The following is a 13601-nucleotide window of genomic DNA, read 5'->3' on the forward strand; positions in this document are numbered from 1 at the left end:
ATGAAAATTTATGTATATGGTGTATACCGCGATGAAGTACCTTATATTAAGGAGTGGCAGGATGAGCATCCAAAAGTTACTGTTGAAACAACAACAGAACTTTTGAATGAAAAGAGTGTTCAACTTGCTAAAGGAAGCGATGGGGTTGTTGTTTTTCAGCAAAAACCTTATCCAGACGAAGCGTTACGGCAATTAGCTTTAAATGGAATTACCAAAATGTCCTTACGAAATGTTGGAGTAGACAATATTAACCACCAGTTGGCAACTGAACTGGGTTTTCAAATTACAAACGTTCCCGTTTATTCACCGGCTGCAATTGCGGAATTTTCAGTTACCCAAGCGCTTAACCTTTTACGCCGAACAAAGGAATTTTACCTAAAACTAGCTAAGGGAGACTATAATTGGGCGCCGCATATTGCTAAAGAAATGAATAAACAAGTAGTAGGGATTGTTGGAACTGGTAATATCGGATCGACTGCTGCCAAAATTTTTGCTGGTTTTGGCGCGAAGGTAATCGCATATAGCCGTCACAAAAATAAAGAACTAGACGGAATTGTCGAATATGTTAGCTTAGAAGAATTATATAAACGTGCAACTATTATCTCGCTATACTTACCTCATGTTCCTGCAACTGATAAGATGCTTAATAAAGAGACCTTCTCAATGATGCGCGATGGAGTTTTGCTTATTAATACAGCAAGAGGGCCGTTGGTAGATGAAGAGGCGTTAATTGCGGCATTAGACAGTGGTAAAGTTGGGGGAGCGGCTTTAGATGTGATGACTGGAGAAACTAAGATCTTTAATCAGCAAATTGACGAACAGAGTGTTGATTATAATGAATTTAAGAATTTAGTTAAACGGCCAAATGTTTTAATCACACCGCATATTGCATTTTATACTGACCAGGCCATTAAAAACATGGTTAAAATGAGCCTATCTGCTAATCTGGATTTAATTACAACTGGAACATCTGATAAGTTGGTTAAATTTTAAAATAAGTTAGTGAAAAAGCTTGTCAGGTAGTAAGCTTTTTTGTATACTATATTTCGGTGTTACACGCCAATTTCACACCCAGAACGATGGTGGTGAGGGTGCTTTATTTAAGTCCCATTGCCAGGAGAAGACTGGGGAGGAAAAACAATTTGGAGGTATATTATGTCTGTTGTATCTATGAAGCAATTGCTTGAAGCCGGTGTCCACTTTGGTCACCAAACTCGTCGTTGGAACCCTAAGATGGAAGAATACATCTTTACTGAACGTAACGGTATTTACATCATTGACTTACAAAAGACTGTTAAGTTAATCGATACTGCTTACAACTACATGAAGGATGTTGCTGCTAACGGCGGTATTGCCTTATTTGTTGGTACAAAGAAGCAAGCTCAAGATGCTATTGAAGAAGAAGCAACTCGTGCAGGTCAATACTACGTTAACCATCGTTGGTTAGGTGGTACCTTAACTAACTGGAAGACTATCCAATCACGGATTGCTCGTTTGAAAGAACTTAAGAAGATGAGCGAAGACGGCACATTTGATGTTCTTCCTAAGAAGGAAGTTGCCGTTTTAACTAAGCAACGTGAAAAGCTTGAACGTTTCCTTGGTGGTATTGAAGATATGCCACGGATCCCAGATGTTATGTTCATCGTGGATCCTCACAAGGAACAAATCGCTGTTAAGGAAGCTCAAAAGTTACACATTCCAATCGTTGCCATGGTTGATACTAACACTGACCCAGACGACATTGATTACGTTATCCCATCAAACGATGATGCTATCCGTGCCGTTCGCTTAATCACTTCAAAGATGGCTGATGCATTTGTTGAAGGTAAGCAAGGTCAAGATGATGCTCAACAAGAAGTTGCTGCAGATGACAACGCTGCTAATGAAACTGTTACTGAAGATTCATTAAAGAACTTAAAGAACAGCGTTGAAGGCAAAGAAGACTAAAATATTAATTCTTGGGCTGTTTTGTACGGACCATTCTGGCCTGAGTACTGAACAGCCCTTTTTTCAACTAAGATATTAAATAAAAGGAGAGATTTCGTCATGGCTGAAATTAAAGCTGCTCAAGTTATGCAATTACGTAAAAAGTCCGGTGCCGGTATCATGGATGCTAAAAAGGCATTAGTTGCTAGTGATGGTGACATGGACAAGGCAATGGACTATCTTCGGGAAAAAGGTATTGCAAAAGCTGCCAAGAAGAGTGATCGTGTTGCAGCTGAAGGTTTAGCTGATATTGCTGTTAATGGCAACACTGCTGCAATTGTTGAATTAAACTCAGAAACTGACTTTGTGGCTGCTAGTGAACCATTCAAGGACTTATTAAAGAAAGTTACTAAGTTAATTAGTGAAAACAAACCTGCTAATGTTGAAGAAGCATTAGAAATTAAGACTGAAAATGGTACATTAAATGATGATATTATCAGTACTACACAAAAGACTGGTGAAAAAGTTAGTCTTCGTCGGTTCACTGTTGTAGAAAAGAACGATGGTGACAGCTTCGGTGCTTACTTACACCAAGGTGGCCAAATTGCAGCATTAGTTGTCTTAGAAGGTGCTGATGACGATACTGCCAAGGATGTTGCAATGCACGTTGCAGCTATTAATCCAGAATTCATGACTCGTGATGATGTTTCTCAAGAACGTCTTGACCATGAACGTGCTATCTTTAAGGAAGAAACCTTAAACGAAGGTAAGCCTGAAAAGATTGTTGACAAGATTGTTGAAGGTCGTTTAAACAAGTTCCTTTCACAAATTTGCTTAGCTGATCAAGACTTTGTTAAGGACTCTGACCAAACTGTTGAACAATATGTTACAAGTAAAAATGGTAAATTGAAGTCCTTCATTCGTTACGAAGTTGGTGAAGGAATCGAAAAAAAGCAAGATGACTTTGCTCAAGAAGTTAAAGACCAAATGAACTAAGCGTTCGGTCGGTAGGAGGACGTACTCAATGTAGTGCGTCCTTTTTTAGAAATTAGCTTGCAAATTCAAGGAGGATATCGCATGGCAGACATTAAGTATAAGCGAGTTATATTAAAGCTTAGTGGAGAAGCATTAGCAGGAGATAAAGGTTTCGGAATTAATCCACCGGTATTAAAAGACGTTGCTAAAGAACTAAAAGAAGTTCATGACTTAGGAGTTCAAATTGCTATCGTTGTTGGTGGCGGTAATATGTGGCGTGGTGTTACTGGTGCTGAACTAGGGATGGAACGTGCTCAAGCTGACTATATTGGAATGTTAGCAACGATTATGAATGCTTTGTCATTACAAGATGCTCTCGAATCAATCGATGTTCCAACGCGAGTACAGACATCGATTGAAATGCGTCAGATCGCTGAACCATATATTCGGCGTAAGGCAATTCGGCACTTAGAAAAAGATCGAATTGTTATTTTTGCTGGTGGAACGGGAAGCCCATACTTCTCTACTGATACAACAGCTGCGTTACGGGCTGCTGAAATCAATGCTGATGCAATTCTTATGGGGAAAAATGGTGTTGATGGCGTTTACTCTGCTGATCCAAATAAAGTAAAGGACGCTACCAAATTCGATCATTTGACACATATGGATATTATCGAAAAGAATTTGCATGTAATGGATACTACTGCCAGCTCATTATCAATGGACAATCACATTCCATTGGTAGTCTTTAATTTGAATACACCAGGAAACATCATGAAAGTAGTAACTGGTGAAGAAGTTGGTACGACAATTGAAGGAGACTAATAATATGGCTACAGGAAAAGATATTTTAAATGATGCCAAGAAGAAAATGGCAAAATCAGGTGATGCCTTGCAACGGACCCTTGCAGACATTCGTGCAGGTCAAGCTAATGCTAGTTTATTAAATTCAGTTAAGGTTGAATACTATGGGGCACCTACTCCATTAAACCAAGTTGCATCAATTACAATTCCAGAAGCACGTCAATTGTTAATTACGCCTTACGATGAGAGCGTACTTGAAGAAATTGAAAAGGCAATCTATGCTTCAAATCTCGGACTAACTCCACAAAACGACGGGAGCTCAATTCGGTTAATTATTCCCCAACTAACGGAAGACCGGCGAAAAGAATTAGTAAAAGACGTAAAAGCAGAATTAGAAAAGGCCAAAGTTGCTGTTCGAAATGTACGTCGAGAAGCAATGGATGACCTAAAGAAGGGGAACAAGAGCGGGGACTTTAATGATGATGAATTTCATGATCTTGAAAAGAAAGTCCAAGATGAAACTGATGCTGGAATTAAGAACCTTGAAGATATTGCAAGTGCAAAAGAAAAGGAATTAATGGAAGGCTAATTTCTTTGGTTGTAAAAGGTTGTGAACCTAAGACAAGTCCACAGCCTTTTATTTTTTGTCAAATTTCAAGTGCTTATGCTAAAACTATGTAACAATTTATTGCGGATTAACAAAAGAAATTTTGCCTCTGGTATAATAAAGGCTATAATTAATTGGCGGGATTTAATTTTCAAGTTTTAACATTGTGACGAATGTTTCGCTAATTAATCCTAAGTACATAACAAAAATGGAGGAACAGTTAGTGTTTTCCAAAAATAAAAATGACAAAATAAACCACCAACTTGATATGGAAAAGATTCCTAATCATGTTGCTATTATTATGGATGGTAATGGAAGATGGGCACAAAAACGGCATCTTCCGCGAGTAGCCGGTCATAAACAAGGAATGCAGACTGTAAAAAAAGTTACAATTGCTGCTAGTGAATTGGGAATAAAAGTCTTATCGCTATATGCTTTTTCGACTGAGAATTGGAAACGGCCTTCTTCCGAGGTTAGCTATTTAATGCAGCTACCCGTTCGATTCTTCTCAACCTTTGTGCCAGATTTGGTTAAACATAATGTTAAGGTAACTGTAATGGGTGATATCACGCGGCTTCCAGAATCGACTCAGCAAGCGGTTCGTGATGCAATGGCAGACACCGCTAATTGCGATGGAATGATCTTAAACTTTGCTTTGAATTATGGTAGTCGTGATGAGCTAACTCAAGCTGCGCAAAAACTTGCTGAAGATGTTAAGTCTGGCAGCCTTGATATTACTGACATTACTGAAACTACATTTAGCAACTATCTTATGTCGGCACAATTAGGTGAATATGCCGATCCAGATCTTTTGATTAGGACAAGTGGTGAGGAACGAATCAGTAATTTTATGCTTTGGCAAATTGCTTATAGTGAATTAGAGTTTGTTCCAGAGCATTGGCCAGACTTCAATGCTAAATCACTTGAAAATGCAATTATTGCATATCAAGGACGTCATCGACGATTTGGTGGTTTAAAAAATCAATAATTAATAAGGGGATTTTGTTTTGAAAACAAGAATAACGACCGCGGTAATTGCACTTGCAATTTTTATACCGCTTATAGTGTATGGTCATTGGCCACTGACAATTGCAGCAGTTGCACTTGGAATTATTGCAATGTCAGAAGTGTTAGTAATGAAAAAAATGTTTGTAATATCATTTGAAGCTTTAGTTAGTTATTTGGGTGTTGCCCTATTGATTCTGCCTGATAGCTGGCTTGACTTTTTACCCAGCGTTGCAACGCGGTGGTTTGGCTTTTATATTTTAGTAGTCTTACTCTTATTACATACAGTCATTCGGAAGCAGCGTTTTACTTTTGATGATGCTGGTGTTTTAACATTAGCAATGCTCTATATTGGAATCGGATTCCATTACTTTATTACTGCTCGTGCAATTAACTTTCAAACATTATTATATGGAATGCTAATTGTTTGGATCACAGATAGTGGAGCTTATTTAATTGGACGAAAGATTGGTAAAAACAAACTTGCTCCTAAGATTAGTCCAAATAAAACTTGGGAAGGTTCAATTGGCGGAACTGTAGCAGCTATTATTATTTTGGCTATCTATTGTTACTTTATTCCTGTTGGTGCGGGATGGGTAACGATGATATTTGTTACTCTAATTCTTTCAATATTTGGTCAATTTGGTGATTTGATTGAATCGTCATTAAAACGCTACTATGGCGTGAAAGATTCGGGAAAGATTCTTCCTGGACATGGTGGTATTCTCGACCGTTTTGATAGTATGCTAATTGTTATGCCAATGCTTCATTTATTAGGGATCATTTAATTAAAGGTAAGGAAGAGATTTTTTGATAATAACAATTATTACATTTATTATTGTTTTTGGAATCCTTGTCCTTGTTCATGAATATGGCCATTATTATTTTGCTAAACGAGCAGGAATTTTAGTTCGTGAATTTTCAATAGGTATGGGGCCAAAAATTTGGTGGAAACGAAAAAATGGTACTACCTATACAATCCGAATTCTGCCATTGGGTGGATATGTCCGTTTAGCTGGTGCTGACGATGAAGATCAGGATGAATTAAAGCCAGGGACGCCATTGACAATTCAATTAAATGATCAAGATAAAGTTATCAGTATTAATGCCAGTGATAAGACAACCTTATTTCAAGGGATTCCCCTTCAATTGGTTGCCTGTGATTTAGAAGATGGCTTATGGATAAAAGGATACGTCAATGGTGATGAAGATCAACTAAAAGTATACAGTGTTGATCATGATGCAATGATTATTGAACGTGATGGCACTAAAGTACAGATTGCACCACGAGATGTACAATTCCGCTCTGCAAGTCTTCCGGCGCGAATGATGACTAACTTTGCAGGGCCAATGAATAACTTTATTTTGTCATTAATAGTATTTATTATCCTTGGATTTACCTTAACAGGTGTTCCAACTAATAGTAATCAATTAGGACATGTTAATACAGGCTCTGTTGCGGATAAAGCGGGCTTAACTGCGGGAGATCGAATTACAAAAGTCAATAACCAGAAAATAAATAACTGGACGGATCTTTCGACAAATATTTCAAACAAACCCAATAAAACCGTAACGATCACATATGAACGGGGAAAGCACACTTATCAAACTAAGCTTAAACCTAAAGCAGTGGAACGCGGTCACCAAAAAGTGGGACAAATTGGGATTGTTGAGAAACAAGAGACTGGCCTTGCAGCCCGCTTAAAGTTTGGTTGGCAGCAATTTGTTCAGGCTGGTACATTGATATTTAGTGTTCTTGGTCATATGGTGACTCATGGCTTTAGCTTAAATGATTTAGGAGGCCCAGTAGCAATTTATGCTGGTACTTCACAAGCTACTTCATTAGGAATCAATGGTGTCTTAAACTTCTTGGCGCTATTATCCATTAACTTAGGGATTGTTAACCTGCTACCGATTCCGGCATTAGACGGTGGTAAGTTACTGCTAAATATTGTTGAGGCGATAATTCGGCGGCCAATTCCAGAAAAAGCTGAAGGTGTTATCACAATGATTGGTTTCTTGATTTTATTAACATTGATGGTTCTAGTAACGTGGAACGATATTCAGAGATATTTTATTCGGTAATTTAACAAAGGAGTATATTCTTTATGAAACAGTCAAAAGTATTAATTCCAACAAAAAAAGAGGCTCCAAGTGATGCGGAAGTCTTAAGCCATAAAATGATGATTCGGGCAGGTTACATTTATCAAGTATCTGCTGGTGTGTGGTCTTATTTACCATTAGCATATCGGGTTATTCGGAAAATTGAAGGCATTATTCGTGATGAGATGGAAAGTGCTGGCGCTATCGAAATGATGATGCCTGCACTTGTTCCTGCTGACTTATGGAAGAAGTCAGGACGTTATGAGAGTTATGGAGACAACTTATTTAAATTAACTGATCGTCGTGATCGTGAATTTATTCTTGGTCCAACCCATGAAGAAACTTTTACCGAAGTAATTCGTGATAGTATTAAGTCATATAAGAAATTACCTTTAGTTGTCTATCAGTTACAAGATAAGTTTCGTGATGAAGACCGTCCCCGTTATGGTATCCTTCGAGGAAAAGAATTTGAAATGTTAGATGGTTATTCCTTCTCTGCAGATCAAAAAGGGCTCGATGATGCTTATGAATTACAGGCTAAGGCTTACCGTAATATTTTTGATCGGATTGGTCTGAATTATAAAGTGATTTTAGCTGATTCAGGAACAATTGGAGGCAAAAACTCGCAAGAATTCTCTGCACCTGCGGAAATTGGAGAAGATATTATTGCTTATACTGATGGTGATTACGCAGCTAATCTTGAGAAGGCGGTAAGCAAATTTACCGGAGTTCAACAAACAGCCGCTCAAGCACCGTTAGAAAAGAAAGCAACTCCTGGAGCGCACACGGTTGATGAAGCTGCTGAGAGTCTTGCTATGGATTCTAGCCAAGTAATCAAATCAATGTTGTACATTGCTAAGATGGGCGAGGATGAATATCAACCAGTATTAGTATTAATGCGTGGTAATGATGAAGTAAATGAAGCAAAAGTTACTAATGCGTTGGATTGCGAGGAACTTGAATTAGCTACTGAAGAAGATGCAATGAAATATCTCAATGCTCATCCAGGTTCATTAGGTCCGGTAGGCGTAAACAAAGATGTAAAGATTCTTGCTGATAATTATGTTAAGGTCTTAGTTAACATGGCATGTGGTGCAAATGAAGATGGCTACCACTATGTTAATGCCAATATTGATCGTGACTTCCGAGTTGACCAATTTGGCGATTTTCGTAATGTTAAAGAAGGGGAAATAGCTCCTGATGGAAATCCAATTAAATTTACTAATGGGATTGAAATCGGTCATATTTTTAAACTTGGAACGCTCTATTCTCAAAAGTTAGGGGCACAAGTTTTAGATCAAAATGGTCGGTTAACAGATGTAATTATGGGATGTTATGGAATTGGTGTATCACGCTTACTATCCGCAGTCGCAGAACAAAATGCTGATGAAAATGGATTAGTATGGCCAGACAGCATTGCTCCATTTGACATTCACGTTATTCCTGTTAATGCTAAAAAAGAAGATCAAATGGCAATGGCTGATAAGATTGACCAACAGCTAACTGAAGCGGGTTACGAGGTTCTTGTTGATGACCGTAAAGAACGCGCCGGAGTAAAATTTGCCGATTCTGACTTAATTGGAATTCCTATTCGAGTAACGGTTGGTAAGAAAGCTCAAGATGGGATTGTAGAAATTAAGATTCGTAAAACAGGTGAAACTGTAGAGGTTAAGCAAGAAGAATTAGTAAATACAATTGGCATCTTATTAAAGCAATTAAACGAAGAAGCAAATAAATAATTTAAATTAATGTGGTTGCGATGTTATGATAGATAACGTTATTCGCACCACATTTTTAAGTAGGAGGATTAGAACGTGGGATTAAGTCGCCAAGAATTATTTGGAAAACTACTAGAACAGATTCATTTTCCCGAAAAAGACAATTCTGCATTCAGAAATGCCGCAGTTCAATCAGTTGTTGTCCATAAAAAGTCTCGTCATTGGGAGTTTCACTTAATCTTTAATAAAGCCTTGCCGTATGATCTTTTTACTCAATTTAATCAAAGCTTAGAATTAGGGTTTAAGGATATTGCAAAAGTTAGCTTAAAAATTAGTACACCGATGACTGAACTTGATGGGGCTCAGATTGCTAATTATTGGCAGTTTATTATTAACCATGCAGTTAGCGATTCGCCGATGCTTCAGCAAGCTTGCTTACAAACAGCGCCCGAAGTAAAAGACGGTCGGGTAACGTTAGTGGTTGAAAATGAACTTATCAAAGACCTATTAGCGCAAAAAGCATTAGATACAATTGAAAATTCTTACCAAGAACTTGGCTTTCCAAAATTTAGAATTCATCCTTTTGTAGATCAATCGGCTTCCCAAGCTAAAATTGAGGAGCTTAAAGCTAAGCATGAAAAGGCGGATGCCGCTCTTGCTGCTAAGGCGGCTGCTCGTATTAAGAAAAATGAAGCTACTAAGGCTACTAAAAAGAGTGCACCAGTTGCTCCTGCTGATGGTCCAGTTCAATTAGGACGGTTAATTGATAGTAAGCAAAATATTGTGCAAATGAAGGACATTGAGGGTGAAGAGCGCTCTGTAGTTGTTGAAGGGTACGTCTTTAATGCTGAAATCCGCGAATTACGATCTGGACGCCAATTATTAACATTTGAAATAACTGATTACACATCATCGTTTGCTGTAAAGAAGTTTTCCAGAAATAGTGATGAAGAAGCTCAGTTTGCAAATATTAAGGCGGGAATGTGGTTGAAAGTTCGTGGTCCGGTTCAGGAAGATACGTGGATGCGGGACTTAGTAATTACTGCCTACGATGTAAATGAAGTTACTCATACAGAACGTCAAGACCAAGCACCAAAAGATGAGAAACGGGTAGAACTCCATACTCATACTACAATGAGTCAGATGGACGCCACTAATTCAATTACCGAACTTGCTACTCGTGCGCACAAGTGGGGGCATTCGGCAATTGCGGTGACTGATCACGGAAATGTACAAGCTTTTCCGGAAGCATTTAGTGTTGCCCAAAAAACAGGAATTAAAATGATATATGGAATGGAAGCAAACGTTGTTGATGACGGAATTCCATTAGTATATAACGAAAACCATCAATCACTTGCTCACCAGACATATGTTATCTTTGATGTGGAAACAACTGGTTTATCAGCAATCTATGATAAGGTAATTGAATTGTCTGCTGTTAAGATGCAGGATGGTAATGTTTTAGAGCGCTTTGACGAATTTATTGATCCGGGATTTCCATTATCAGAACAAACAACTAACTTGACTAGTATTACCACTGAAATGGTTCAAGGCTCGAAAACTGAAGAAGAAGTTTTCAAAATGTTTAAGGACTTCTGTAAGGGATCTATCATTGCTGGGCATAACGTGTCATTTGATATGGGCTTTATGAATACTGGTTATGAACGTCACCAAATGGAAAGAATTACAGAACCGGTAATTGATACGCTGCCTTTAGCACGGTTTCTTTATCCTGATATGCGTGGGTACCGGTTAAATACACTTAGTAAGAAATTTAAGGTTGCCTTAGAGCATCACCACCGAGCTAATTATGATTCCGAAGCAACCGGACACTTGCTTTATAAGTTCTTAAAAGATGCAGAGGCTCGTTATGACGTAAAGTACGTTGATGACTTGAATAAACATATGGAAGAAAACAATGCTTATCGTCATGCACGTCCGTTCCACGTTACAATTTTTGCGCAGACGCAAGCTGGTTTAAAAAACTTATTTAAGCTAGTGTCCCTGTCAAACGTTGAATACTTCTATCGGGTACCACGGATTCCACGAACAGTTCTTACAAAATATCGTGAAGGATTGTTATTAGGAACGGCTTGTTCATCTGGAGAAGTATTTACAGCAATGATGGAAAAAGGGTATTCACAAGCTTTAGAAAAGGCTCGTTACTATGACTTTATTGAAATTCAGCCTAAACCAAACTATGCACCATTACTTGAACAACAGGTGATCGCGGATGAGGCCCACCTTGAAGATATTTTGAAGAATATGGTGAAATTGGGGGATGAACTTGATAAAACAGTCGTTGCAACTGGTGATGTTCATTATTTAGATCCTCATGATGGAATTTATCGCAAGATCTTAATTAATTCACAGGGTGGCGCAAATCCATTAAACAGGACAGAACGTCCAGATGTTCACTTCCGGACAACTGATGAGATGCTTAAAGAATTTTCATTCCTTGGTGAAGAAAAAGCTCACGAAGTTGTTGTTGAAAATAGTAATAAGATTGCTGATGAAATTGATGATAATATTCGGCCGGTGAAGGACAAACTTTATCCGCCACATATGAAAGGTGCCGAACAAGAAATCCAAGATCGGACATGGAATACAGCAAGGAAATGGTATGGAGATCCATTGCCGCAGTTAGTGCAAGACCGAATTGAACTGGAATTGAACAGTATTGTAAAAAATGGATTCTCCGTGCATTACTTAATTGCTCAACGACTGGTTGCAAAGTCTAATAAAGACGGATACTTAGTTGGATCGCGGGGTTCCGTTGGTTCAAGTGTTGTTGCAACGCTGTCGGGAATTACAGAAGTTAACCCGTTGCCGCCTCATTATCGATGCCCAAATTGTCAGTTTACACATTTCTATACCCAGGGTGAATACAGTTCAGGCTTTGATTTGCCAGATAAAAAGTGTCCTAAATGTGGGACTTTAATGGTAAAAGATGGGCATGATATTCCTTTCCAAACGTTCCTTGGTTTTAAAGGAAATAAGGTTCCTGATATCGATTTGAACTTCTCCGGTGACTATCAACCAATTGCCCATAATTACATGAAAGTGTTGTTTGGCGAAAAAAATGTGTTTCGTGCCGGAACAATTGGAACGGTCGCTGATAAGACGGCGTACGGTTATGTCAAAGCCTACGAACGAGATACCGAAAAGGAATTCCGAAAGGCTGAGGAAGATCGATTGGCTAAAGGTGCAACCGGGGTTAAGCGAACAACCGGACAGCACCCAGCTGGAATTATTATTGTTCCAGATGATATGGATATTTATGACTTTACCCCTGTGCAGTATCCGGCTGATGATCAAACTGCGGCCTGGGAAACGACACACTTTGATTTCCACTCGATCCACGATAATATTCTTAAAATGGATATTTTAGGGCATGATGATCCAACGATGATTCGTGCTTTACAAGATTTGTCAGGGATTGATCCGCAATCAATTCCGATGGATGATCCAGGGGTGATGGCGCTTTTCTCAAGTCCTAAAGTTTTAGGTGTAACTGAAGAACAGATTCAAAGTAAGACTGGTACTTTAGGATTACCTGAATTCGGAACGCGATTTGTTCGAGGGATGTTAGAAGATACACACCCGAAGAACTATTCACAATTGCTACAAATTTCTGGCCTTTCTCACGGAACCGGTGTGTGGCTGGATAATGCCCAGGAATTAATTAGGCAGGGAATTGCAACAATCGCCAATGTTATTGGTTGTCGTGATAACATTATGACCGACTTGATTCACTATGGAATGGATTCGGAAATTGCCTTCCAGATTATGGAGCACGTGCGAAAAGGACGCGGTATTCCAGATGAATGGCAAACGAAAATGCATGAGGCGAATGTTCCGCAATGGTACATGGATTCATGTTTAAAGATTAAATATATGTTCCCGCGGGCGCACGCTGCTGCCTATGTCTTAATGGCGTTGCGGATTGCCTACTTTAAGGTCTATTTCCCGTTAGTTTATTATTGTGCATTTTTCTCAGTCCGTGCTGATGATTTCGATGTGGTTGCTATGTCGCATGGTAAAGACGCAGTTAAACAGCGGATGAAAGAAATAAATGATAAAGGAAACGATGCCAGTGCAAAGGAAAAGAACTTATTGACAATCCTTGAATTGGCAAATGAAATGTTAGAGCGTGGGTTCAAATTTAAGATGGTCGACATTGAAAAATCAGATGCGTCCGACTGGTTAATCGACGGCGATTCATTAATTGCCCCATTCCGTGCGGTTCCTGGTCTGGGACTGAATGTTGCTAAACAAATTGTAGCCGCACGTGAAGAACGACCATTTCTTTCTAAAGAGGATTTAGCAGAGCGGGGGAAAGTTTCGCAAACCCTTATTGATTTCTTAACGGATAATCATGTACTAGATAAGCTACCTGATGAGAATCAACTCAGCTTGTTTTAGGCAATACATTTGAAAGAAAGCTTCATTACTTGCCAGTA

The 13601-nt window shown here is 38.8% G+C and carries 10 protein-coding genes; all 10 read left to right on the plus strand.

What is annotated here, in order from left to right:
• The 10 genes from H5S41_RS05940 (at position 1) to H5S41_RS05985 (ending at position 13563) form a co-directional block, all read left to right on the plus strand.
• Positions 1–993, plus strand: a complete 993-nt coding sequence (locus H5S41_RS05940; RefSeq protein WP_182602689.1) for a D-2-hydroxyacid dehydrogenase — start codon at positions 1–3, stop codon at positions 991–993.
• Positions 994–1155: 162 nt separating this feature from the next.
• Positions 1156–1947, plus strand: a complete 792-nt coding sequence (rpsB, locus tag H5S41_RS05945) for a 30S ribosomal protein S2 (RefSeq protein ID WP_153709773.1) — start codon at positions 1156–1158, stop codon at positions 1945–1947.
• A 99-nt stretch (positions 1948–2046) separates the two neighbouring features.
• Positions 2047–2922, plus strand: a complete 876-nt coding sequence (tsf, locus tag H5S41_RS05950) for a translation elongation factor Ts (RefSeq protein WP_163705235.1) — start codon at positions 2047–2049, stop codon at positions 2920–2922.
• An 81-nt stretch (positions 2923–3003) separates the two neighbouring features.
• Complete coding sequence (pyrH, locus tag H5S41_RS05955; RefSeq protein ID WP_153709771.1) at positions 3004–3726, plus strand: UMP kinase; 723 nt, start codon at positions 3004–3006, stop codon at positions 3724–3726.
• 4 nt (positions 3727–3730) lie between these two features.
• Positions 3731–4294, plus strand: coding sequence for a ribosome recycling factor (gene frr, locus H5S41_RS05960; protein ID WP_182597901.1), 564 nt, complete (start codon positions 3731–3733; stop codon positions 4292–4294).
• Positions 4295–4520: 226 nt separating this feature from the next.
• The gene (gene uppS, locus H5S41_RS05965) at positions 4521–5300 is read left to right on the plus strand and encodes an undecaprenyl pyrophosphate synthase (RefSeq protein ID WP_182602690.1); all 780 of its coding nucleotides are present in this window, start codon (positions 4521–4523) and stop codon (positions 5298–5300) included.
• Positions 5301–5319: 19 nt separating this feature from the next.
• Positions 5320–6105: a phosphatidate cytidylyltransferase gene (locus tag H5S41_RS05970; RefSeq protein ID WP_182602691.1), complete on the plus strand. Its 786-nt coding sequence runs from the start codon at positions 5320–5322 to the stop codon at positions 6103–6105.
• Between the two features lie 22 nt (positions 6106–6127).
• Entirely contained in the window at positions 6128–7402 is a 1275-nt protein-coding gene (gene rseP, locus H5S41_RS05975) for an RIP metalloprotease RseP (RefSeq protein ID WP_182602692.1), read from the plus strand.
• Between the two features lie 23 nt (positions 7403–7425).
• Positions 7426–9159, plus strand: coding sequence for a proline--tRNA ligase (locus H5S41_RS05980; protein ID WP_182602693.1), 1734 nt, complete (start codon positions 7426–7428; stop codon positions 9157–9159).
• Between the two features lie 75 nt (positions 9160–9234).
• Entirely contained in the window at positions 9235–13563 is a 4329-nt protein-coding gene (locus H5S41_RS05985) for a PolC-type DNA polymerase III (RefSeq protein WP_182602694.1), read from the plus strand.
• Positions 13564–13601 lie beyond the last annotated feature (38 nt).

It is taken from the genome of Limosilactobacillus albertensis (genome assembly GCF_014145555.1).
Classification (GTDB): domain Bacteria; phylum Bacillota; class Bacilli; order Lactobacillales; family Lactobacillaceae; genus Limosilactobacillus; species Limosilactobacillus albertensis.